This is a genomic window from Streptomyces sp. NPDC005962, from assembly GCF_040629205.1.
Classification (GTDB): Bacteria; Actinomycetota; Actinomycetes; order Streptomycetales; family Streptomycetaceae; genus Streptomyces.
On the sequence record NZ_JBEXVE010000020.1, the window covers coordinates 147,270 to 170,207 of the forward strand.

General features: G+C 73.4%; 19 protein-coding genes. 3 read left to right on the top strand and 16 right to left on the bottom strand.

Features of this window, described 5'->3' with window-relative positions; all coding sequences use genetic code 11:
* Positions 1 to 79: 79 nt before the first annotated feature.
* Positions 80 to 1,864 (top strand): cytochrome c oxidase subunit I, encoded by a 1,785-nt coding sequence (gene ctaD, locus ABZ370_RS29030; protein WP_358626393.1) that lies wholly within the window; start codon positions 80 to 82, stop codon positions 1,862 to 1,864.
* On the opposite strand, the gene ABZ370_RS29035 is transcribed toward ctaD, so the two are convergent.
* The 3 genes from ABZ370_RS29035 to ABZ370_RS29045 all read right to left on the bottom strand — a co-directional run bounded on the left by ABZ370_RS29035 (position 1,773) and on the right by ABZ370_RS29045 (position 5,014).
* A complete protein-coding gene (locus tag ABZ370_RS29035) occupies positions 1,773 to 2,789 on the bottom strand; it encodes a YafY family protein (RefSeq protein ID WP_358626395.1) in 1,017 nt (338 codons plus the stop codon). The genes ctaD and ABZ370_RS29035 overlap by 92 nt on opposite strands.
* Positions 2,790 to 2,837: 48 nt before the next feature.
* A complete protein-coding gene (locus ABZ370_RS29040; RefSeq protein ID WP_358626397.1) occupies positions 2,838 to 3,701 on the bottom strand; it encodes a hypothetical protein in 864 nt (287 codons plus the stop codon).
* Positions 3,702 to 3,775: 74 nt separating this feature from the next.
* Complete coding sequence (locus ABZ370_RS29045; protein ID WP_358626399.1) at positions 3,776 to 5,014, bottom strand: glycosyltransferase family 4 protein; 1,239 nt, start codon at positions 5,012 to 5,014, stop codon at positions 3,776 to 3,778.
* Between the two features lie 269 nt (positions 5,015 to 5,283).
* Here ABZ370_RS29045 and ABZ370_RS29050 point away from each other — a divergent pair, with 269 nt between their 5' ends.
* Positions 5,284 to 6,138, top strand: a complete 855-nt coding sequence (locus ABZ370_RS29050; RefSeq protein WP_358626401.1) for a hypothetical protein — start codon at positions 5,284 to 5,286, stop codon at positions 6,136 to 6,138.
* A gap of 61 nt (positions 6,139 to 6,199) precedes the next feature.
* Complete coding sequence (locus ABZ370_RS29055) at positions 6,200 to 6,568, top strand: hypothetical protein (RefSeq protein WP_358626403.1); 369 nt, start codon at positions 6,200 to 6,202, stop codon at positions 6,566 to 6,568.
* A gap of 69 nt (positions 6,569 to 6,637) precedes the next feature.
* Here the strand turns inward: ABZ370_RS29055 and der are convergent, their stop codons facing one another.
* From der to ABZ370_RS29120, 13 genes are all read right to left on the bottom strand, one after another.
* Positions 6,638 to 8,101: a ribosome biogenesis GTPase Der gene (der, locus tag ABZ370_RS29060; protein WP_358626405.1), complete on the bottom strand. Its 1,464-nt coding sequence runs from the start codon at positions 8,099 to 8,101 to the stop codon at positions 6,638 to 6,640.
* Positions 8,102 to 8,155: 54 nt separating this feature from the next.
* Positions 8,156 to 8,836 (bottom strand): lysophospholipid acyltransferase family protein, encoded by a 681-nt coding sequence (locus ABZ370_RS29065; protein WP_358626407.1) that lies wholly within the window; start codon positions 8,834 to 8,836, stop codon positions 8,156 to 8,158.
* Complete coding sequence (cmk, locus tag ABZ370_RS29070) at positions 8,833 to 9,537, bottom strand: (d)CMP kinase (protein WP_358626409.1); 705 nt, start codon at positions 9,535 to 9,537, stop codon at positions 8,833 to 8,835. Before cmk ends, ABZ370_RS29065 begins: the two co-directional genes overlap by 4 nt.
* Positions 9,538 to 9,627: 90 nt before the next feature.
* Positions 9,628 to 10,713 carry a prephenate dehydrogenase gene (locus tag ABZ370_RS29075; RefSeq protein ID WP_358626411.1) on the bottom strand — a complete coding sequence of 362 codons (1,086 nt, stop codon included), beginning with the start codon at positions 10,711 to 10,713 and terminating at the stop codon, positions 9,628 to 9,630.
* Positions 10,710 to 11,072 carry a chorismate mutase gene (gene aroH, locus ABZ370_RS29080; RefSeq protein ID WP_358626413.1) on the bottom strand — a complete coding sequence of 121 codons (363 nt, stop codon included), beginning with the start codon at positions 11,070 to 11,072 and terminating at the stop codon, positions 10,710 to 10,712. The genes ABZ370_RS29075 and aroH overlap by 4 nt, the downstream gene beginning before the upstream one ends.
* Before the next feature lie 150 nt (positions 11,073 to 11,222).
* Positions 11,223 to 12,248, bottom strand: a complete 1,026-nt coding sequence (locus tag ABZ370_RS29085; protein ID WP_358626446.1) for an ADP-ribosylglycohydrolase family protein — start codon at positions 12,246 to 12,248, stop codon at positions 11,223 to 11,225.
* Positions 12,245 to 13,360, bottom strand: a complete 1,116-nt coding sequence (locus tag ABZ370_RS29090; RefSeq protein WP_358626415.1) for a pseudouridine synthase — start codon at positions 13,358 to 13,360, stop codon at positions 12,245 to 12,247. The genes ABZ370_RS29085 and ABZ370_RS29090 overlap by 4 nt, the downstream gene beginning before the upstream one ends.
* The gene (scpB, locus tag ABZ370_RS29095; protein ID WP_358626417.1) at positions 13,360 to 14,037 is read right to left on the bottom strand and encodes an SMC-Scp complex subunit ScpB; all 678 of its coding nucleotides are present in this window, start codon (positions 14,035 to 14,037) and stop codon (positions 13,360 to 13,362) included. Before scpB ends, ABZ370_RS29090 begins: the two co-directional genes overlap by 1 nt.
* On the bottom strand, positions 14,034 to 15,332 hold the full coding sequence (locus tag ABZ370_RS29100; protein ID WP_358626447.1) for a segregation/condensation protein A: 1,299 nt from the start codon (positions 15,330 to 15,332) through the stop codon (positions 14,034 to 14,036). Before ABZ370_RS29100 ends, scpB begins: the two co-directional genes overlap by 4 nt.
* A gap of 780 nt (positions 15,333 to 16,112) precedes the next feature.
* Positions 16,113 to 16,721 carry a hypothetical protein gene (locus ABZ370_RS29105; RefSeq protein ID WP_358626419.1) on the bottom strand — a complete coding sequence of 203 codons (609 nt, stop codon included), beginning with the start codon at positions 16,719 to 16,721 and terminating at the stop codon, positions 16,113 to 16,115.
* Positions 16,706 to 17,881 (bottom strand): ParA family protein, encoded by a 1,176-nt coding sequence (locus tag ABZ370_RS29110; RefSeq protein ID WP_358626421.1) that lies wholly within the window; start codon positions 17,879 to 17,881, stop codon positions 16,706 to 16,708. Before ABZ370_RS29110 ends, ABZ370_RS29105 begins: the two co-directional genes overlap by 16 nt.
* 384 nt (positions 17,882 to 18,265) lie before the next feature.
* Positions 18,266 to 19,381, bottom strand: a complete 1,116-nt coding sequence (ald, locus tag ABZ370_RS29115; protein ID WP_358626449.1) for an alanine dehydrogenase — start codon at positions 19,379 to 19,381, stop codon at positions 18,266 to 18,268.
* Positions 19,382 to 19,645: 264 nt separating this feature from the next.
* Positions 19,646 to 21,577, bottom strand: coding sequence for a tetratricopeptide repeat protein (locus ABZ370_RS29120; protein ID WP_358626451.1), 1,932 nt, complete (start codon positions 21,575 to 21,577; stop codon positions 19,646 to 19,648).
* Positions 21,578 to 22,938 lie beyond the last annotated feature (1,361 nt).

Here is a 22,938-nt window from a genome sequence, read left to right on the forward strand (position 1 = left end):
GGACATAGCCTCGCGGATCACCGCAAACAGGGCGATCATGGGCCGGAGCCGATCCCAGTGACAGCTTCAGGGAGCCCCGATGGTGACGGACACCGAGCGCCCCGCGGCCGGACGGGCCCGGCCGCCGCGCCGGGGCCGGGGCGGCGGCCGGGTGATGGTCGACTGGCTGACCACGACCGACCACAAGAAGATCGGCCATCTCTATCTGATCTCCTCGTTCGGCTTCTTCCTGGCGGGCGGGGTGCTGGCGCTGCTGATGCGCGCCGAACTGGCCCGCCCCGGCATCCAGATCCTCTCCCAGGAGGCCTACAACCAGGCGTTCACCCTGCACGGCACGATCATGCTGCTGCTGTTCGCGACCCCCGCCTTCGCCGGGTTCGCCAACGAGATCATGCCGCTGCAGATCGGCGCGCCCGATGTCGCCTTCCCCCGTCTCAACATGCTGTCGTACTGGCTGTATCTGTTCGGCGGGCTGATCGTGGTGGCCGGTCTCATGACGCCGGGCGGCGGCGCGGACTTCGGCTGGACCGCCTATGCCCCGCTGAACAGCGGCGTGCGCTCGCCCGGCGTCGGCGCCGACATGTGGATCATGGGGCTCGCGCTCTCCGGGTTCGGCACCATCCTCGGCGCGGTGAACTTCCTGACGACCATCATCACGATGCGCGCCCCGGGAATGACGATGTTCCGGATGCCGATCTTCACCTGGAACACCCTCTTCACCTCGATCCTGATCCTGCTGGCGTTCCCGGTGCTGGCGGCGGCGCTGCTGGTGCTGGAGGCGGACCGGCGGTTCGGGGCGAGGGTCTTCGAGGCGGCGAACGGCGGGGCGCTGCTGTGGCAGCACCTGTTCTGGTTCTTCGGCCATCCCGAGGTCTACATCATCGCGCTGCCGTTCTTCGGCATCATCACCGAGATCATCCCGGTCTTCTCACGCAAGCCGGTCTTCGGCTATCTGACGCTGGTCGGCGCGACGATGGCCATCACCGCGCTGTCGGTGGTGGTCTGGGCCCACCATATGTTCGCCACCGGGGCGGTACTGCTGCCCTTCTTCTCCCTGCTGTCCTTTCTGATCGCGGTGCCCACCGGGGTGAAGTTCTTCAACTGGATCGGCACCATGCGGGGCGGTTCGCTGTCCTTCGAGGCGCCCATGCTGTGGGCGGTCGGCTTCATGGTGAGCTTCCTGTTCGGCGGGCTGACCGGCGTCATCCTGGCCTCGCCCCCGCTGGACTTCCACGTCACGGACAGCTATTTCGTCGTCGGCCACTTCCACTACGTGGTCTTCGGGACCGTGGTGTTCGCGATGTTCGCGGGCTTCTACTTCTGGTGGCCCAAGTTCACCGGGAAGATGCTGGACGAGCGGCTGGCCCGGATTCACTTCTGGACGCTGTTCACCGGCTTCCATCTCACGTTCCTGGTGCAGCACTGGCTGGGCGCGGAGGGGATGCCGCGCCGCTACGCCGACTATCTGGCGGCGGACGGCTTCACGGCGCTCAACACGGTCTCCACGATCGGCGCCTTCCTGCTGGGGCTCTCGACGCTGCCGTTCCTCTACAACGTCTGGAAGACGGCCCGGTACGGCAGAGAGGTCGAGGCGGACGACCCCTGGGGGTTCGGCCGCTCGCTGGAGTGGGCGACCTCCTGTCCGCCGCCCCGCCACAACTTCCTGACGCTGCCGCGGGTGCGCACCGAGTCGCCCGCCTTCGACCTGCACCATCCCGAGGTGGCCCAGATCGAGCAGGAGCGGGACCAGCAGCTGACGGGGCAAGGCTCGGTCAGCCCGGGGCCGGATCGTCCGGAAGGCGATCGTCCGGAGTCCGGTCGCCCAGGGCGCGGTCGTCCAGGGCGCGGTCCAGCCGGTCCCTGAGCGCGCGGATGTGCCCGGTGAGCGCGGCCGGTTCGCGCACCTCGAAGTCGAAGCCGGTCAGCGCGATGTGGACCACCAGGGCGTCGAGGGCATGGGCCCCGGTGTGCAGCAGACAACTGTGCTCGTCGACCGCCTCCAACACCCCCACCAGGGGCGAGATGCGCTGCGCCGCCCGCTCTGCGGGCACCCGCAGCAGGACGGTGGCCCGCTCGCGGTAGACGGCGCCGGACACGCCCCGGGCGACATACTCGGCGAGATCGTCCGCGGGCGGGCGGCGCGGGGTGAAGCGGGGGCCGTGCGGCGGAGTGGGGGTGATGCGGTCGGCCCGGTACGTACGCCAGTCGTCCCGGTCCACGTCCCAGGCGACCAGGTACCACCTGCGCTGCGCGGCGACGAGGCGGTGGGGTTCCGCGGTGCGGCGGGTGACCGTACCGCCGTGGTCGCGGTAGGTGAAGCGCAGCCGCTGGGCGTCCCGGCAGGCGCCCGCGATCTCGATCAGGACCGCCGGGTCCACCCCGGCGCCCGGGGGCGTGCCGAGCATCGGCACGGTGAACGAACTCAGCGCGCTCACCCGGCGGCGCAGCCGGTCCGGCAGCACCTGTTCCAGTTTGGCGAGGGCGCGTACCGAGGTCTCCTCGATGCCCTCGACACCGCCCGCGGCCTGGCGCAGCCCGACCGCGACCGCCACCGCCTCCTCGTCGTCCAGCAGCAGCGGCGGCAGCTGGGCGCCCGCGCCGAGCCGGTAGCCGCCCGCCGTGCCGGGGGCGGAGTGCACGGGGTAGCCCAGCTCGCGCAGCCGGTCGATGTCACGGCGCACCGTGCGCGGGGTGACGCCGAGCCGGTCGGCGAGGTCCGTGCCGGACCATTCGCGGTGGGCCTGCAGAAGGGAGAGCAGACGGAGCAGCCGGGCCGAGGTCTCCAACATGAGGCCGAGTCTGCCAGCCCTTGAGGACGGGTCGTGTCCTCAAGGGTCTCAGTCCGGGTCGGCGACCTTCACCGACAGATCGTTGTCGACGGTGTAGTACGGACGGACCGTGGCGGTGCCGTGCGGGGCGTCGACCGTGCGCACCGGATAGGTGAAGATCTCCTTCTTGTCCGCGACGTCGTCCAGTATCCGGGCGAGCCGGACCGGGGCCGCCGTCCCGTCCGCCGGGCGCAGCCACAGGTTCCACAGGTCCGCGCCGCCGCCCCAGTTCTCCGCGAGCCGCGCGTACGGAAGGGTGAAGGAGAACCCGGCGCCGTCCGCCGTCACCGGCGCCGTGCGCACCAGGGTCTTGTCGCGGCGGCAGCGCGCCTCGACCACCGCACCGGCCAGCCAGTCGCCCGGCGACTCCACCCGGTACAGCCGCCCGCTGACCGCCATCGCGCCGTCCTCCAGCCGGATCTCCCCGGCCTCGGCGTGCGGCACCCGGCGCCAGGTGCGCAGGCTGAGGTTGTCGTGCTTGGTGGCGTAGGGGATGCGGACGGACAGCGGCGAGGTGCTGGGGCCGGGCCTGCGGTCGACCAGGGAGCGCAGATCGCGCAGGCCCGGGGCGAGCCGCTCGGGCTCCTGGTCCCCGTACGCGACGAACACGTCCCAGCGGCCCTCGGGCAGGGCGACGGTGCCGGGCAGCGCGGCCTGTAACCGGCCGTCGGCGGTGGGGCCGAGCGGCAGCCGGACCTCGTCGTCGGCGGCGGGCGGCCCGGCGCCGCGCAGCCTCAGGACCAGCGCCCCGTTCCAGTCGTCGTAGCTCCCCGGCTCCGGGCGGGGCCAGTCGGAGATGTGGAAGGTGAGTCCACCGGCGGAGTCCGCGACGCAGTCGGCGCGCGTCGGGGCGGCCTCGGCGGCTTCACTCATGCTGTCCCCTTCAATGGGCTCCATGGGCTCCCCGGGCTCAATGGGCTCGGCTGCTCTCGCTGTCGCGCTCCCGCTCATGCCATTCGCACCCTTCGCATCGCCTCGGTCGTCGCCATCGCCCCGCCGACCAGCGAGCCGCGGGCCCGGTGCAGCGAGCCGCGCAGTCCGCCGCGCGTCGCCAGATCGGCGAAGAGGGACTCGTAGCGCCCGGCCACCCGGGACGGGTCGAAGCGCGCGGAGTCCCGCAGCGCCGCCTGGCCCATCTGCTGCCGCAGTTCGTCGTCGTTGATGAGGTCCAGCAGCGCGGCGGCGATCGCCTCCGTGTCGCCGGAGGGGACGAGACGGCCGTCCACGCCGTCGTCGATGATCTCGGCCGGGCCGTGCGGGCAGTCCGTGGCGACCACCGGCAGACCGCAGCGCATGGCCTCCACGATGGTCATGCCGAACGACTCCAGGCTGGAGGTGACGGCCGCTATCGAGCCCTTGGCCCACTCGGGGTCGAGGGGGTTGGCGGGGCCCATGAGGAAGACGTGGTTGTAGAGGCCGAGCTTGTCGATGAGGGCGCGCAGCTTGGCGCGCTGCTCGCCGCCGCCGTAGATCCGCAGCCGCCAGTCCGGGCGGGCCGCGCTGACCTTCGCGAACGCCCGTATCAGCAGGTCGTACCGTTTCACCGGGGCGAGCCGGCCGGCCGCGACGACCCATTTGCCGGTGCCGTCGGCCGGTTCCACCCCGGGCTCGGGAACGCTGTTGGGCACGGACTCGATCCGTACGCCCGGCAGCCGCATGTCGTCGCGGTAGTCCTTGGCGTCGGCCTCGGTGACGGTGGTGACCGCGTCCAGCCGCGGGTAGAAGCCGCGCAGCGTCCGCTTCAGCCCCTTGGAGTGAGTGCTGAGCGTCAGATGTTCCTGGCCGACCCGGACCGGGCCGCGGCGCGCCTCCCGGGCGATGTGCACATTGAGGCCCGGGCGGGTGCCGACCACCACGTCGGCCTCGATCTGCCGCAGATGGTCGCCGATCCGGCGGTCGGTGAGCGCGCTGTACTGCTCGTACCGGCCCTCGGTGACCGGGAAGGCGTGCGCGGGCCGCGTGTACGCGGGGTCGTCGCCTTCGTAGCCGGGGCTGTTCTTACGGATGTCGACGAGATGCCTGACCCGCACGTTCGGCCCCGGGTCGAAGATCGGCTGATCCCGGTGGCGGAACACCGAGACGACCTCCACGTCGTGTTGCTCGCTCAGCGTGCGGGCAAGGTTGTACGTGGTCCGGATCGTCCCGCCGATCCCGTACGCGTTGTGAATCAGGAATGAGATGTGCATCTGTCCCGTATCCCACCGTTTCCCCGCGGACAGGAGGTCTCGTCCGCCTTCTACGAGGTAAGACCACAAAAGCGGTTGCATGGTTGGGTGCCATCACCGTCTTGTTCCCCAACAGATAGGAAATCGGTAGCCAATTCAGGGAACTTCCAGGGGAACATGTGCATCACAGGTGTGGCGGGCGGTGGCCGCGTGACCCCCGCCGTGGATGGCCGTTGTCTACGTATGAGCCGGGGACCGCCCGGCGACGGACCGAGACCGAGGAGCCACCCGTGCCGCGCATGCTCGACGTCAGCGATGACGTACGCGCCGAGATCGGCGACGAAGAAGCCGACCGGCTGCTCGCCGGTGACCAAGCCCCGGGCGCCTACGACTGCACGTCCTGCCGCACCCCCGGCAACTCCGACCAGGAGCGCACCAGCACGGTGCTGTTCGTGGGGCAGGAGACCGCCGTACTCGCGTTCGCGCACGCCACCTGCGTCCCCTCCCAGGTCGTCCCGGTCTCCGAGGAGCAGCTGGCCGGTGCCGTACGGTCCATCACCGCCGAGGAATCCTCGCCGTACGGGGCCGAGCCGCCCGCCGCCTCCGCCTATCCCTACTCCGCCCCGTACTCCACCCAGCACTCCGTGCCGCATGCCGCCCCGCCGCCGCCCCAGCAGGCGGTGCTCGGCGTCACCAGCGGGGTGGTGCTGGTGGGCGGCGAGCAGCGCCCGGCGCTGGTCGTCGAGCCGACCGGGCCGATCACCCGGCCCGGCGCGACCGGGCACGGCGACGACTTCCTGCCGCTCCTCACCGAGCAGGGCTTCCTGCCGGTGGTCGACCTCGGCCGGCCGCCGGTGGCCATCCCCGGCTGGTCGGTGCTGCTCGCCATGGGACAGCTGCACGCGGTGCTGATGCCGGCGGCGAACGGCGGCTCCCCGGTGGCCTGGTGGCAGGCGCACAACCCGATGCCGCTCAGCGAGGGCTGGCGCAGCGCGGTGGGCCGCTCCCAGCAGGTCCTGGTGTACGCGGCCGCGGCGGGCACGATCGGCACCCAGCCGCGGGAGGACCAGCTGCGCACCGCCCTGGACCGGGCCGCCGCGCGCGGCGCGCTGGTCGGCGCCTCGATGCCGCTCGCGGGTACCTGAGCCGGTGACCCACCCCGTCCCGGGCTGCCGCTGCCTGATCAAAGCGGCCCATTCGCCGCCGATGCCGCATCCCAAGAGCGGCCTGGTCGTTGGCACATACGTGCACGGATACGACCTCCCCTACCGCTCCCCCTCTTACGCCCACATCCCGGCCATGCGCCCGGCGCTGGAGGCGTCGCCCGACCCGTGGCGGCACTCCGCGACGCCGATCTACGACGCGCTGTACGCGGAGTACCGGCGGCTGTTCCGGGCGCTGCCCGGTGACCGGTCGGACGAGGAGGATCTGGGGTTCGTCGCGTTCAGCGCCATCGGCCAGCCCCGCGGCCTGACCAGCGGCGGCCACGGCGGAGCCTGGGACACCGGCGGGCTGTACTACCGCACGACGTACCTCCCCGCCCTGCCGCCCGGCCAGCGCGACGGGCGCTACTGAGCGCCGCCGAGGACGTGGCGCCACCGCCTCCGGTGGCGCCCCTCGCGGTCGTTACCTCTTGCGCGGTCGTTACTTCTTGCGGCCGCGCTTCTCGCGCACCCGCACCGAGATCTGGATCGGGGTGCCCTCGAAGCCGAACTCCTCGCGCAGCCGCCGCTCGATGAAGCGCCGGTAGCCCGCCTCCAGGAAGCCCGAGGCGAAGAGGACGAACCTCGGCGGCCGGGTTCCGGCCTGGGTGCCGAACAGGATGCGGGGCTGCTTGCCGCCGCGGACCGGGTGCGGGTGGGAGGCGACGATCTCGCCGAGGAACGAGTTCAGCCGCCCGGTCGGCACCCGGGTCTCCCAGCCCGCCAGCGCCGTCTCGATCGCCGGGACGAGCTTCTCCATGTGGCGGCCGGTGCGGGCCGAGACGTTGACCCGGGGCGCCCACTGGATCTGCGCCAGCTCGGTCTCGATCTCGCGCTCCAGGTAGTAGCGGCGCTCCTCGTCGAGGGTGTCCCACTTGTTGTACGCGATGACCAGCGCGCGCCCGGCCTCCACGGCCATCGTGATGATCCGCTGGTCCTGGACGCTGATGGACTCGCTGGTGTCGATGAGGATGACCGCGACCTCGGCCTTCTCCACGGCGGCCGCGGTGCGCAGCGAGGCGTAGTAGTCCGCGCCCTCCTGGAGGTGGACGCGGCGGCGGATACCGGCGGTGTCCACGAACTTCCAGGTGACCCCGCCGAGTTCGATCAGCTCGTCCACCGGGTCGCGGGTGGTGCCCGCGACCTCGTTGACGACCACGCGCTCCTGGCCCGCCACCTTGTTGAGCAGCGAGGACTTGCCGACGTTCGGGCGGCCGATGAGCGCGATACGGCGCGGGCCGCCGACGGTGGCCCCGAAGATCTGGGACGGGCCCTCGGGCAGCGCCTCCAGCACCGCGTCGAGCATGTCGCCGGTGCCCCGGCCGTGCAGGGCGGAGACCGGCTGCGGCTCGCCGAGGCCGAGCGACCACAGCATCGACGCGTCCGCCTCGCCGCTCTGGCCGTCGACCTTGTTGGCGCACAGCACGACCGGCTTCCCGGCCCGGCGCAGCAGCTTGACGACGGCCTCGTCGGTGTCGGTCGCGCCGACCGTGGCGTCCACCACGAAGAGCACCGCGTCGGCGGCCTCGATGGCGAACTCGGCCTGCGTGGCGACAGACGCGTCGATGCCGAGCACGTCCTGTTCCCAGCCGCCGGTGTCGACCACCTTGAAGCGGCGGCCGGACCACTCGGCCTCGTAGGTGACGCGGTCGCGGGTGACGCCCGGCTTGTCCTCGACGACCGCCTCACGGCGGCCGATGATCCGGTTCACCAGGGTCGACTTGCCGACATTCGGGCGGCCTACGACGGCGAGCACCGGCAGCGGGCCGTGGCCCGCCGCGGCGAGATCGCCCTCGACCTGTTCCAGGTCGAAGCCCTCCTGCGCGGCGAGGTCCATGAACTCCGCGTACTCGGCGTCGCCCAGCTCTCCGTGCTCGTCGCCGCCGCTGTGGATCTGGTCGTTCATGAAGTGATGTCCTCGTCGTCCCTCAGTGCCGCGCGCCCTCGTTGAGCGCGCGGTCTATGTCTCGTTGTGGCGGCCGGTGAGCCGCCTGGCGCTCTCCAGGTGCTCGCCCAGACGCTTCTGGATGAGCGCGGTCGCCTCGTCCAGCGCCGCCCGGGTCCGCCGGCCGCTGCCGTCCCCCGCCCGGAACGGGTCGCCGTAGACCACGTCGACCCGGCTGCGCAGCCTCGGCAGCGCCCGGGCCCGCCCGTCGGCCCGCCGCTGCTCACCGGTGCCGAGCACGGCGACCGGCACGATCGGGGCGCCGGACCGGACCGCGAAGTACGCGAGCCCCGAGCGCAGCGACGCGAAGTCGCCCTCGCCGCGGGTGCCCTCCGGGAAGATCCCCAGCACGCCGCCGCGCTCCAGCAGGCCCAGCGTGTGGGTGATCGCGGTGCGGTCGGCGCTCGTCCGGTCCACCTTCACCTGGCCGAGGGAGCGCATGATCGGGTCCAGGGGACCGACGAACGCCTCCTTCTTGACCATGAAGTGCGTCGGGCGGGGCGAGGTGCCGATGATCATCGGGCCGTCGACGTTGTGGGAGTGGTTCCCGGCCAGGATGACCGGACCGCCGGTCGGGACCCGCCAGGCGCCCAGCACCCGCGGCCGCCACAGTCCGTACATCAGGCCGATGCCGATGCGGCGCCCCACCACGGCGCCGGCCGCGCTCGGCAGCGCCGGGTCGGCGGGGGCGCTCACGCGGCGGCCCGCTTCTCCTCGACCAGCGTGACCACGCACTCGATGACCTGGTCGAGGGTGAGATCGGTGGTGTCGACCTCGACCGCGTCGTCCGCCTTCGCCAGCGGCGACGCCTTGCGGCCCGAGTCGGCGGCGTCCCGCTTGGCGAGCGCCGCCTGGGTGGCGGCCAGGTCGGAGGCGTCCTTGCCCTTGAGCTCACCGCTGCGGCGGGCGGCCCGCGCCTCGGCGGAGGCGGTGAGGAAGACCTTGAGGTCGGCATCCGGGAGCACGGTGGTGCCGATGTCCCGGCCCTCGACGACCATGCCGCGCGGCGCCTCGGTGGCGATCGTCCGCTGCAGCTCGGTGATCACCTGGCGCACCTCGGGGACCGCGCTGACCGCGCTGACCCGGGAGGTGACCTCCTGGGTGCGGATCGGCCCGGAGACGTCGGCGCCGTCGACGGTGATCGCCGGGGCGGCCGGGTCGGTGCCGGAGACGATGACCGGCTTGCGGGCGGCGTCGGCCACGGCGATGGCGTCGTCGACGTCGATGCCGTTGTTCACCATCCACCAGGTGATCGCCCGGTACTGGGCGCCGGTGTCCAGGTAGCCGAGGCCGAGCTTGGCCGCGACGGCCTTGGAGGTACTGGACTTGCCCGTGCCAGCGGGGCCGTCGATCGCGACAATCACTGCTGCCGGGGCGGTCCGGGCGGCGGTTTCCACGGTGACAGACACCTTTCGTATGCACGGGGCTGGGTTGAACGGAGCTTATTGAGTCCCGGACAAGGTTACTGGCTCATCCGGGGCTCCCGGTCACTGCCGGATGGACCAGCCCCGCTCGCGGAGGGCCTTGGTCAGCCCGGGGGCGGCGGACGGCTCCACCATCAGCTGGATCAGGCCCGCCTGCTGGCCGGTGGCGTGCTCGATCCGTACGTCCTCGATGTTGACGCCCGCCCGGCCCGCGTCGGCGAAGATCCGGGCCAGCTCGCCCGGCTGGTCGCCGATGAGAACCGTCACGGTCTCATAGACGGCCGAGGCGGCGCCGTGCTTGCCCGGCACCCGCTCGCGCCCGGCGTTGCCGCGGCGCAGCACGTCCTCGATCCCGGCCGCTCCCCCGCCGCGCTTGGCCTCGTCGGCCGACTGCAGCGCGCGCAGCGCCCGTACCGTCTCGTCCAGGTCGGCGGCGACCCCGGCGAGCACGTCGGCGACCGGGCCGGGGTTGGCGGACAGGATGTCGATCCACATGGCCGGGTCGGAGGCCGCGATCCGGGTCACATCGCGGATGCCCTGGCCACAGAGGCGTACCGCGGTCTCGTCGGCGTCCCGCAGCCGCGCCGCGACCATGCTGGAGAGCAGATGCGGGGTGTGCGAGACGAGCGCCACGGCCCGGTCGTGGGCGTCGGCGTCCATCACCACGGGCACGGCGCGACAGAGCGCGACCAGTTCCAGTGCGAGATTGAGCACTTCGGTATCGGTGTCGGGGCCGGGTGTGAGCACCCATGGCCGCCCCTCGAACAGATCCGCGGTGGCGGCCAGCGGCCCGGAGCGCTCCCGGCCGGCCATCGGATGCGTCCCGATGTACCGGGTCAGGTCGCAGCCCAGCTCGTCCAGCTCACGGCGCGGCCCGCCCTTGACGCTGGCCACGTCCAGACAGGCCCGCGCCACGCCCCGGCGCAGCACGTCGGCCACCGTGCGGGCGACGTACGCGGGCGGTACGGCGACGATCGCCAGGTCCACCGGCCCGTCCGGCTCCTCCTGGGTACCGGCGCCGAGCGCCTCGGCGGTCCGGGCCGCGTCCGCGTCGTGGTCGGCGAGGTGGACGTGGATACCGCGGCCCGCGAGGGTGAGCGCGGCGGAGGTACCGATCAGTCCGGTGCCGATGACGAGGGCTGTTCTCACTGGGCGATGTCCTTGCGGAGGGTCGCCGCGGCGCCGAGGTAGACATGGGCGACGTCGGTCTTGGCGAGGTCGGTCTCGACGTGCGCGAGTATCCGGACGACCCGCGGCATGGCCCCGGCGATGTCCAGCTCCTGCGCGCAGATCAGCGGCACGTCGGTGATCCCGAGCTTGCGCGCGGCCACCGCGGGGAAGTCGCTGTGCAGATCGGGTGTGGCGGTGAACCAGACGCTGATCAGATCGTCCGGCACCAGGCTGTTGCGCTCCAGGATGGCGGTCATCAGCTCGGAGACCTGCTCCTGCATGTGCCCCGCCTCGTCCCGCTCCAGCTGGACCGCCCCGCGAACCGCTCGTACCGCCACGTCTGTGCTCCCTGCGCGTGCTGTGCCTGTGCCTGTGCTGCGTCTCACGCGTGTCCCGCGCGTCTGTCCTCCGTGCGTCCTACGCGCCGTACGCGTCGTACGCGTCCCCAGTGTCCCCGATCAGCCTAACGAGCCGGGCCCGTCCCCCGCTCACGCGTCCCACCGGGAGCCGAGCGACAGCAGCTCCTCGCGGTACTCGATCCGCTCCGTCCACTCCTCGGGCCAGGCCCCGGCGCCCAGATACGCACCGGCGAAGGCTCCGGCGAGGCAGCCGAGGGAGTCCGAGTCGCCGGAGGAGCAGGCGGCCCGGCGCAGGGCGAGCACCGGCTCCTCGGGGAAGAGCAGGAAACACAGCAGCCCGGTGGCCAGCGCCTCCTCCGCGATCCAGCCCGCGCCGGTGGCCAGGCACGGATCGGCCTCCGGGTCGGGGGCGCGCAGCGCGTCGTCCAGCCGGTCGAGGACGCCCAGGCACTCGTCCCAGCCGCGGGCCATGAACGTCGTGGGCGAGGGGTCGTGGGAGTGCCGCCAGAGGTCGCCGAGCCAGTCCTCGCGGTAGCGGGTGCGGTTCTCCTCGGCGTACGCGCGCAAGAGCCCGGGCAGCTCGGCCGGGCGGGCGCCCCGCGCCAGCACGTACACCGCGTGCGCGGTCAGCTCGCTCGCGGCGAGCGCCGTCGGATGCCCGTGGGTCAGCGCGGACTGGAGCTGCGCGGCCCCCGCCCGCTGGTCGCCGGTCAGCCCGGGTGCCAGCCCGAGGGGGGCGACGCGCATATTGGCGCCGCAGCCCTTGGAGCCGATCTGGCTGGCCTCCGCCCAGGGGCGCTCCTCCTGGCTGAGCAGATGGCAGGCCCGCAGACAGGTGGCGCCGGGGGCCCGGTTGTTGTCCGGGGAGCGCCACCACTCCACGAACTCCTCCCGCACCGGCCGGGTGAAGCGCGACGGCGCGAGCGGGCCGCGCTCCATCGCCGTGCGCAGTCCGCGGCCGAGCGCCAGGGTCATCTGGGTGTCGTCGGTGACGTACGCGGTGCCCGGGTGCCCCGGCAGCTCCATCTGCCGCCAGGGTCCGCAGGTGGCGAGGATCGCCGGGACGTCGTGGAACTCGGTCGGGAAGCCGAGGGCGTCACCGAGTGCCAGTCCGAGCAGAGATCCGGTCGCCGGGCGCCTGGCGGGCCCTATCAGAGCTCCACCTCGCGCATCAGCATGCCGACCTCGGTGTTGGTGAGGCGGCGGAGCCAGCCGGACTTCTGGTCGCCCAGGGGGATGGGGCCGAAGGCGGTGCGGACCAGCTTCTCGACCGGGAATCCGGCCTCGGAGAGCATGCGGCGGACGATGTGCTTGCGGCCCTCGTGGAGGCTGACCTCGACGAGGTAGTTCTTGCCGGTGTTCTGGACCACCTTGAAGTGGTCCGCGCGGGCGTAGCCGTCCTCCAGCTCGATGCCGTTCTTGAGCTGCTTGCCGAGGTCGCGCGGCAGCGGGCCCTGGATGGCGGCGAGGTAGGTCTTCTTGACGCCGTACCGGGGGTGGGTGAGGCGGTGGGCCAGCTCGCCGTGGTTGGTGAGCAGGATGATGCCCTCGGTCTCGGTGTCGAGGCGGCCGACGTGGAAGAGCCGGGTCTCGCGGTTGGTGACGTAGTCGCCCAGGCACTGGCGGCCGTCCGGGTCCTCCATGGTGGAGACCACACCGGCGGGCTTGTTCAGCGCGAAGAACAGATACGACTGGGTGGCGACGGTCAGCCCGTCGACCTTGATCTCGTCCTTCTCCGGGTCGACGCGCAGCCCCTGCTCGGTGACGACCTGGCCGTTGACCTCGACGCGGGCCTGGTCGATCAGGTCCTCGCAGGCGCGGCGCGAGCCCATGCCCGCACGGGCCAGGACCTTCTGCAGCCGCTCGCCGTCCTGCTCGCCGAACGTCTTGGGCAGCTTGGTCTGCGGCTTGTTGTGACGGGCCCGGTTCCGCTCCTCTATCTGGGCCTCGTACTCGCGCGGGCGGGCCGGGGCGGTCGGCTTCCGGCGGCCGCCGGTGCCCTTGGGGGCACCGCTCTTGGACGCGCCGCCCCGGGGGCCGCCGCCGCTGGGCTTCGGGGCGCTCGCGTCGTAACGGCGCTCCTCGGGGCGGGGGCGATCGGTGCGCTTCTGCTTGTCGTCGCGGCCGTTCCCGGCCCCGCGGTGGTTCTTGCCGCCGCTGCCGCCGCTACCGCCGCCGCTGCGGCCGTTACCGCCGCCGCTGCGGCCGTTACCGCCGCCGCTGCGGCCGCTACCGCTGCCCCTGCTGTTCCTGCCGCTGCTTCGCATCAAGTTTCCGTCTGAGAGTGGCTGGTGTCGTCTACGTCTACGTCTACGGGTGTTACGTCTGTGTCCGGTGCGTCCGGGTCGAACGAGGGCACGCCCTCCTGGGACTCGCCCTCGACCGCGTCCACCTCGGGGAGGAACGGTGCCAGCTCCGGAAGCTCGTCCAGGCCGCGCAGGCCCATCCGCTCCAGGAAGTAGTTCGTCGTCCTGTACAGGATCGCACCTGTTTCGGGTTCCGTGCCCGCCTCCTCCACCAGTCCGCGCTGCAGGAGGGTGCGCATCACGCCATCGCAGTTCACTCCACGGACGGCGGAGACGCGGGAACGGCTGACCGGCTGACGGTACGCGACTACCGCGAGGGTTTCCAAAGCGGCCTGGGTGAGCCGGGCGTGCTGGCCGTCCAGGACGAAGCCCTCGACGGCCGCGGCGAAGGCGGGCCGGGTGTAGTACCGCCAGCCGCCCGCGACCACCCGCAGCTCGAAGCCGCGGCCCTGCGCCGTGTACTCGTCCGCCAGCTCGCGCAGCGCGCCCGCGACCGCGCGGCGCGGGCGGTCCAGCACCTTGGCGAGGTGCTCCTCGGTGGCGGGTTCGTCGACGACCATGAGGACGGCTTCCAGCGCGGGCTTGAGGTCGAGCTCCGCGACCTCCGAGATCTCGGCCTCGGCGACCGGCTCACTCATGTCCGTACCTCCTGTGCCTGCGCGTTCTGTGGCTGTGCCTCTTGGTCGAACTCGTCGGTGACCAGCGGCCGCTGTCCGTCCTCCGCGCCCGACCAGCGCACCATGAGCGCGCCCAGCGCCTCCGGCTGTTCGAGCAGGACGGCGCGCTCCCGGTACAGCTCCAGCAGGGCCAGGAAGCGGGCCACGACGGTGAGGGTGTCCGGCGCGTCCGCGGTGAGCGTGGCGAAACTGGCCTCCCCCAGCTCCCGCAGCCGCCCCACCACCACCTCCGCCTGCTCCCGCACGCTGACCAGCGGGGCGTGGATGTGGTCGACGTACACCTGCGGCTTGGGCTTGGCCTGCATCGCCTTGACGGCCAGCTTCGCGAACCCCTCCGGGCCGATACGGATGACGACGTCGGGCAGCAGCTCGGCGTGGTGCGGCTCCAGGCCGACGGTGCGGGGGTAGCGGCGGGCCTCCTCGATCAGCCGGTCGTTGAAGATGTCCGCGATCCGCTTGTACGCGCGGTACTGGAGCAGCCGCGCGAACAACAGGTCCCGGGCCTCCAGCAGCGCGAGGTCCGCCTCGTCCTCCACCTCGGCGGCGGGCAGCAGCCGGGCCGCCTTGAGGTCGAGCAGGGTCGCCGCGACCACGAGGAACTCGGTCGTCTGGTCGAGGTCCCAGTCCGGCCCCATGGCCCGGATGTGCGCCATGAACTCGTCGGTGACCTTGGAGAGGGCGACCTCGGTGACGTCCATCTTGTGCTTGGAGATCAGCTGAAGGAGCAGATCGAAGGGCCCCTCGAAGTTGTCGAGCCGCACGGTGAACGTACCGTTGTGGTCCTCGGCTGCCACGCCCTCGTCGGCACTCGCGCCGTCCCCAGCAGGCTCGCCGTCCTGCGGGCCCTCGGCGCCCGTGACGGCGGCTTCGCCGTCACCGCCCCCGGACGGGCCCGCGCCGCCGTCGAGCGGCACCCCGTGGCCCCGGACAGCGCCCCCGTCCGGCCCGTCCTCACCCCCGGCCCGCTCATGCGCGGGCTCGGACTCCCCGACCGACGCCCCACCAGCCCCTGACGGCGCGTACTCGCCCCGAGGACGGACCGGCTGCTGGGGCGACGCGTCGCCCTGCGCGGGCGGAGCGTCGTGGGCTTCCGCCGCGCCCGCGTCGCCGCCGGGCGGCGGAACGGCGTCGGGACCGGGAGCCGCGGGCCCGGCCGGGAGCGGGGCGGCGGGACCGGAGGCCTCGGCCTCGCCAGACGCGGCCTGCCCCGCGGTCTCCCGCGCCCCGGGCGCCGGGGCGGCACCACGGGCCTCCACCGCGCCTCCGGCCGTGGACGCCGAAACGGCCGATGTCCGGCCAGTCTTCGACGGCGCGTCCTCGCTCCCCCCGCCCCCACCCCGGGGGCGGGCCGGGCGCTGGGGCGACGCGGCGCCCTGCGCGGGCGGTGGAGCCGTCCCGGCCTGCCCGGCGGGGCCCTCGCCTCCCCGCGTACCGCGAGCCGGGGACACAGCGCCCTGGGCTTCCGCAACGCCTGCGTCGGGCGGCGGAACGGCGGCGGGACCGGAAGCCGCGTGCCCGGCCGGGAGCGGGGCGGCGGGACCGGAGGCCTCGGCCTCGCCGGGCGCGGCCTGCGCCGCGGCCTCCCGCGCCCCGGGCGGCGGGGCGGTACCAGGGGCCTCCACCGCGCTTCCGGCCCTGGACACCGACACCGTCGACGCCCCGTCAGGTCCCGACGGCACGCCCCGGGGGCGGGGTGGCGCATCGCGCTGCGCGGGCGGAGTGGCGTGGGCTTCCGCCGGGGCCGCGTCGCCGCCGGTCGGGGGTGGGGGGTCCGGCTCGGCGGTGGCGTTGTGGGGCTCGGCCTTCCGCGCTGTGGTGTCTCGGGGGCCGGGACGGCCCGGCGCTTCCGGGTCCGCCTCGGACGGGGCGGGGCCGTCGTCCGGTCCGGCGGCGGGCGGGGCGGTGCCGGGGCCTCGGCCCAGGGGGCGGCGGCGGGACGGCGGGTCGTGCGGGGCGTTCGTCGGCATCGCGGTCCAGGGTGCTCAGGGCCGGGCGGGTCAGCCCGCGCGATCCGGGCAGGCTATCGCCCGGCCCGGTCAGCGGCCGCGCAGGCGGCGCACCAGAATGCTCGCGTCGCCGCGCGACTCGAGGTCGGCGAGGACGACCGCGACCGCTTCGCGGACGATCCGGCCGCGGTCGACCGCGAGTCCGTGTTCGCCCCGCAGCACCAGTCGCGCGTGTTCGAGGTCCATGAGCTCCTCGGCGGAGACGTAGACCGTGATCTTCTCGTCGTGGCGCTCGCGCCCGCTGGGGCGCCGGTTGGCCGCGCGGGCCCGGCGGCGGGCGGGGCCGCCCTGGGCGGGCGGGGAGGCCCCGTCGGGCGCCTGGCGGCCCTTGGCGGACCGCTCCCCGGTCCCGGCCCCGGTTCCGGCCGCCCCGGCCGCGGCGGGGCGGCCGCCGCCCGCGTCCTGAGGGGTGGTCTCACGGCCCGTGTGCTCGGCCGCGCCGGACTGCTCGCCGCCGTCGGCCGGTGCGCCGCCCGGCGCCGCCTCGCCCGGGTCGGACTCGGTGGCGGGGGCGGGCACCCGTGGGGCCTCGCCGTTCGCCTGGCGGCGGCCGGACGCGGGCGAGGAGGACTGGAGCCCCATCCCTCCCGTGGTGCGGAACAGTTCGTCGGCGCCCGGCAGACTCACTCGGCGTGACACCGGGCGAGCACCTCCCTGGCGAGCTGGCGATAGGCGGCGGCACCGACGGAGTTGGACGCGTACGTGGTGATCGGCTCACCGGCGACCGTGGTCTCCGGGAAGCGGACCGTACGGCCGATGACCGTGTGGTAGACGTGATCGTCGAACGCCTCGACCACCCGGGCCAGGACCTCACGGCTGTGCACGGTGCGCGAGTCGTACATGGTGGCGAGGATGCCGTCGAGCTCCAGGTCGGGGTTGAGCCGCTCCTGGACCTTCTCGATGGTCTCCGTGAGCAACGCCACACCGCGCAGCGCGAAGAACTCGCACTCCAGCGGCACGATCACCTTGTGCGCCGCGGTGAGCGCGTTGACGGTGAGCAGGCCGAGCGAGGGCTGGCAGTCGATGACGATGTAGTCGTAGTCCGCCAGCAGCGGCTTGAGCGCCCGCTGCAGCGTGGACTCACGGGCCACCTCGCTGACGAGCTGCACCTCGGCGGCCGACAAGTCGATATTGCTGGGCAGCAGGTCCATGTTGGGCACGGCCGTCTTCAGCAGCACCTCGTCGGCCGACATGCCCCGCTCCATGAGCAGGTTGTAGACGGTGAGGTCCAGCTCCATGGGGTTGACCCCGAGGCCGACCGAGAGCGCGCCCTGCGGGTCGAAGTCGACGAGCAGGACCCGGCGCCCGTACTCGGCGAGCGCGGCACCCAGGTTGATGGTGGACGTGGTCTTGCCGACCCCGCCCTTCTGGTTGCACATCGCGATGATCTTCGCGGGGCCGTGGTCGGTCAGCGGTCCCGGGATCGGGAAGTACGGCAGCGGCCGGCCGGTGGGGCCGACGCGCTCACGCCGCTGGCGGGCCGCGTCGGGGGCGAGGGTGGCCGCGTACTCGGGATCGGGCTCGTACTCGGCGTCCGGGTCGTAGAAGTGCCCGTCGGGCAGGGCGTCGTAGTCGGCGAAGCGGGCGGGTTCGTTGCCCCCCTGGTCGCCGGCCATGGCGTTCACGTGATGGCCGTCCATGCTGTGGCTCTGGTGGGCTGTGGTCATGCTCGTCACGCTCTGGTGGGTTGCGAAGGTACGGACAGCGACGGAGCCGACAGCCTCGAGCCCCGAGGGGCCCTGGCCCCGCGCAGCCGGTCCTGGTTGACCACCCCCGGGAGAAAATGTCGACTCATTCACAAGTCGTCCTACCTCCTTGGTGACCAGGAAATTTCTCGATAGGTCAGCGTGACACCATGCCGACGGTTGGCGACTCTATGGCGTGTCGGCGGTCCGCAGCAACACAATCCACCGGACACGGCACGATGTGTCGGCAATCGAACACCCCGATGTCAAGGGCGTATGGACGGCGGCGCGGAGATTTCACCACCCCCCAAAGCGTCTGGATAGTTACATTCAGGGCGAGTTGACGGACGCCCGAGTCGGGCCTGATCCGGGGCGTACCGGACACACCCGCGGCCGGGTCCCGCCCCTCGGCAAGACCCGGCCGGATGCCCGGTGTTGACCTGATGTTGACGACGTGGGTTGACCCGCCGTCGCCCGGAGTTGACCGCCCGCGCGGCCTCAGCCGATCAGCGAGGCCAGTTCGACCGAGGGCAGCTCGTGGGCCTCGGCGACCGGCCCGTAGACGACCTGTCCCTCATGGGTGTTGAGCCCCTTGGCCAGCGCGGCGTCCCGGCGCACGGCCTCCCGCCAGCCGCGGTTGGCCAGCTCGACGATGTACGGGAGCGTGGCGTTGGTGAGCGCGTGGGTGGAGGTGTTGGGCACCGCGCCCGGCATGTTGGCGACACAGTAGAAGACCGAGTTGTGGACCGTGAAGGTCGGCTCGGCGTGGGTGGTGGGACGGGAGTCCTCGAAGCAGCCGCCCTGGTCGATCGCGATGTCGACAAGGACACTTCCCGGCTTCATGCGGGACACCAGTTCGTTGGTGACCAGCTTGGGCGCCTTGGCGCCGGGGATGAGCACCGCGCCGATGACGAGGTCGGCGTCGAGAACCGCCTTCTCCAGCTCGTAGGCGTTGGAGGTGATGGTCTGCACCTTGTTGCCGAAGATCCGGTCGGCCTCGCGCAGCTTGTTGATGTCCTTGTCGAGCAGGGTCACATGGAAGCCCATGCCGATGGCGATCTGCGCGGCGTTCCAGCCGGAGACGCCACCGCCGATGACGACCGCGCGGGCGGCGGCGACGCCGGGCACACCGCCGGGCAGCGCGCCGCGGCCACCGGCCGACCGCATCAGGTGGTACGCGCCGACCTGCGGTGCGATCCGGCCCGCGACCTCGGACATCGGGGCGAGCAGCGGCAGCGTGCGGTTCGCGGCCTCGACGGTCTCGTACGCGATGGCGGTGGTGCCGGACTCCAGCAGCGCGTCGGTGCACGCGCGGGACGCGGCGAGGTGGAGGTAGGTGAAGAGCGTCTGGTCCTTGCGCAGCCGGTGGTACTCCTCCGCGATCGGCTCCTTGACCTTCAGCAGCAGGTCGGCGATGGCCCAGACCTCGTCGGCGGTGGCGAGGATGCCGGCGCCGGCGGCGACGTACTCCTCGTCGGTGATGGAGGAGCCCAGGCCGGCGCTCTGCTCCACGAAGACCTCGTGGCCGTTGCGTACCAGCTCGTGCACGCCTGCGGGGGTGATGGCCACACGGAACTCGTTGTTCTTGACCTCGCGGGGGATACCGACCTTCACGTCGATCACGGTCCTTGATATGGGGGGACTATGGGCTTGACCGGCCACAACCGGTCATAGACCGGCCAGGACCGGCCATAGACCAGCAAAACGGAATACATCCGCATGCCTGGGACACCCGCAGCGGTCGCGGGTACAGCCAGTGTAATGAAGGACGTCTCGCTGTCTAGCCTTGCATTGCTTCTATCTTTCGCGAGACCACCACTGATTTCGTAGGTCGACTCGCGATCTCCCTTCAACCCCGGGGTTCGCGGCCCCGCGCCGTCATGTGTCCTCACCGCGCCGAGACCGCTCGGACCGCTCGGGTCCCTGGGACCGCTCGGGCCCCTGGGCCCTGGCCCGCTCGTCCGCCCGCCGCGCCGCCGCGGCCGCCTCCGACCAGCTGCGCAGCGCCTCCTTCGAGCGCCCCGTCTTCTCCTGGGCCTTCGCCGTGCCGCTCAGCGCCCGCGCGTACCCCTCCAGGTCCCCGGCCCGGCGGCAGGCGGCCGCGGCGGCCCGCCAGTCGCGCAGCGCCTCGGCCCAGCGGCCCGCGTAGCCGCGGACGGTGCCCAGCCGGGCGTACAGCCGGGCCTCGGCGGCCAGGTCACGGCGGCTCAGCCGCAGTTCCAGGGCGCGGCCGTACCAGTCGGCGGCCCGGCTCCAGTCCTCCAGCTCCTGGTACGTCCCGCCGATGGACTCCAGGGCCCGCCCGGTCGTATACGGATCGCCCGCCGCGCGAGCCGCCTCCAGCGCGCCCTTGTAGCGGGCGAGAGCCTTGTCGACCCGGCCCGCGCCCGCGTCCAGATCGCCCAGGTTCAGCAGCGCCGCCGCCCGTTCCACCGGCAGGTCGCGGCGCCGGGCCACGTCCAGCACCAGCTGGTGCAGCCCGTACAGTTCGGGCGCCGCGCCCTCGGCGCCCCGGTGCGCGGTCAGCGCGTGGGTGAGCGCGGACACCAGCCGCCGGGCCAGGGTGTCGACCTCACCGGCCTCGACGGCCAGCCGGGCGGCCTCGACGAGCGCGGGCAACCGGCTCTCCAGCCACTCCCCCGCTGCCTCCGCCGACGGAAACCGCAGCGACCCCGGCAGCGCCGCCAGCTTCTTGCGGGCCGGGGAGCCCGTCGGCTCGGTGGCCAGCCGACAGGCGTGCAGCTGCCGTACGGTGCGCTCCAGCATCCGGGCCCGGGCCAGCTCCACCTCCGCCGGACGCTCCGTCGCCTCCAGCAGCTCGCGCAGCAGCGGGTCCAGACAGCCGGGCAGCTCGTACCGGCCCTCCTCGCGCGGCCGCAGCATCCCGTACGCGGCGAAGCCCTCCAGCGCCGCCCGGCCGTCCGCCACCGAGCATCCGGCCAGCGCGGACGCGGTGTGCGCGTCGGCCGAACCGGCGGGGGCGAGCGTGAGCAGCCGCAGCATCCGGGCGGCGGCCGGGGGCAGCGAGGCGTACGCCAGCCGGAAGGCGCGGGCCAGCGGGCGGACGCCGCGGTCGACGTCCCCGTCGGACGGCGGCAGTTCGCGCAGCCGCTCGATGACGTCGGACACCGAGGCCTCGGGCCGGGCGGCGAGCCAGCCGCCGACGAGCACGAGCGCGGCGGGCTGACCGGCGCACTCCTCGACCAGGCTCTGCGCGGCCACCGGGTCGCAGGTGATCCGGGTGGGCCCGGCCGACTGCGCCAGCAGCCCGACCGCCGCGCTCACGTCCAGCCCGCCGAGGGTGCACGGACGGACGTCCGGTACGCCGGTCAGCGGGCCCCGCGAGACCGCGATGACCAGGCAGTCGGGCTCGTCCGGCAGCAGCGCGTCCACCTGCTCGGCGCCCGCCACGTCGTCGAGCAGCAGCAGGACCCGCTTGCCGTCCAGCGTGTCGCGGAGCGATTCCCCCAGCTCGTCCTCGTCCGCGCCGGGCGGGGCGGTCACGCCGAGCCGGACCAGCAGGTCGCGGGCTGTGCGCTCGGTGGGGACGGGGTCGCCGGAGGACGTCATCAGCCGCGCCTGGAGCACCCCGTCGGGGTAGTCGTCGGCCAGCCGCCGGGCCAGCTCCTCGGCCAGCGCGGTACGGCCCCAGCCGGGCCGCCCCGCGATCAGCAGCACCCGGCTGCGGGCGGCCTTGCGGCCTGCGATCGTGTCGAGCCCGGCGCGGTCGATATCGGCCCGCAGCGCGAGCAGCTCCCGGCGGCGCCCCGCGAACCCCCGGCCCACGGTGGCGGCGGCCGCGAACAACACCGCGCGTGTCGCACCGCTCCACACCCCGCCGTCGGCCGCGCGGGCCGGAGGCACTCCGTCCGCATCCACGTCCGCGGGTTCGCCCAGGGGCTCCCCGTCGGTGTCGACCGCCTGCTCCGCCACGGGCCCCACTCCCGTCCACCTGCGCATACGAGCCCGCCGCGGCTGCGGTCAGGGTTCGTACGAGCGTAGTTCACTCCGCGTCAGGTCCCGGGCACTCCGGGCCGGTGACGCGGACCGAAAATCACCCCATCGGATGGTGCGACGGGCATGCGCCACCGCCCCCGTCACCACGGCGGGGCAGCCACACGCCCCGGCGTGCCCGGGCCCCGGGTGCGGCGGCGACGCCCCGAAGGGACCGCACGGCAGACGCGGGGGCGGGCGCCACGCCCGGCGGGGACAGCCCAGGCACGCCTGGCCCGGACCAAGCCGGGGCACGGGCCCCGCCCCGAACACACGAGCCAGCCACAGGCATCCACCGGCGCGGCCAGCAGCAGGGCCCGACCTGCGGAACACCCCAGCGCGCCCAACCGCGCGACGGCCGGGCACCACGCCCCAGCGGGGCAAGGATCGGCCAGGGCAGCGGGGACAACGGATACGCCACGGAAAGGCGGGCCGACCGGGGCGCGTCCAACGGCCCCGCCCCCGTAGAACACCCCAGCGCGGCAGACGCGGGGGCGGGCCCACGCCCCGGCGGGGACAGGCCAGGCCCCCTCGCCCGGACCGAGCCGGGGCACGGGCATCCACCGGCGCAGAGCGCCCACCAGCACGGGCGGCAGCAGGACCCGACCTGCGGAACACCCCAGCGCGCCAGACCCGTACGGCGGCCTGGCGCCACGCCCCGGCAGGCACACGCCCCTGCAGGGCACGAGCCGGACCGGGTCGGGGCAACGGGGCAGCGGCTACGCCTCGAAAATGCGGGCCGACCGGGGCGCGTCGAGCGGGCGCAGGGCGCCCACGCCAGCGCCCGCAAGCGGGCGGCAGCGGGCCCGCCCCCGTGGAACCCCAGCGCCGCGAACGCGCACGACGGCCGGGCGCCACGCCCCGTAAGCACACGTCCCGGCGGGGCGGGGTGGTGGCTGCGTCTCGGAGGGGCGGCGGAGCGGGGCGTGTTCGGCGGGGCGCGGCGCCGCCCGCAAGCGCGGGTGGCGGCGGGGCCGCCGCCGTGGAACACCCCAGCGCGGGGCCAGGGCAGTCGCGTCACCTGGCGCGGGTGGGGACGGGCCGGGGCCGGCCGGGGCCAAGGGCCGCGGCCCCGGGGCTAGGGCCTGTCGTTTGGATCAGGGCCGGGCTCGCGGGCCCTGGCACGCGCATCTGCGGCGTTGTCGTCACTCGCCGACGCTCCGCGTCGACTCCCTCCT

Coding starts and splice junctions, on each gene's coding strand:
- ctaD (WP_358626393.1), top strand. CDS start 80: ATGGTGACGGACACCGAGCGCCCCGCGGCCGGACGGGCCCGGCCGCCG.
- ABZ370_RS29035 (WP_358626395.1), bottom strand. CDS start 2,789: ATGTTGGAGACCTCGGCCCGGCTGCTCCGTCTGCTCTCCCTTCTGCAG.
- scpB (WP_358626417.1), bottom strand. CDS start 14,037: ATGAGTGAGCCGGTCGCCGAGGCCGAGATCTCGGAGGTCGCGGAGCTC.
- ABZ370_RS29090 (WP_358626415.1), bottom strand. CDS start 13,360: ATGCGAAGCAGCGGCAGGAACAGCAGGGGCAGCGGTAGCGGCCGCAGC.
- ABZ370_RS29045 (WP_358626399.1), bottom strand. CDS start 5,014: ATGCACATCTCATTCCTGATTCACAACGCGTACGGGATCGGCGGGACG.
- der (WP_358626405.1), bottom strand. CDS start 8,101: ATGAACGACCAGATCCACAGCGGCGGCGACGAGCACGGAGAGCTGGGC.
- ABZ370_RS29040 (WP_358626397.1), bottom strand. CDS start 3,701: ATGAGTGAAGCCGCCGAGGCCGCCCCGACGCGCGCCGACTGCGTCGCG.
- ABZ370_RS29055 (WP_358626403.1), top strand. CDS start 6,200: ATGCCGCATCCCAAGAGCGGCCTGGTCGTTGGCACATACGTGCACGGA.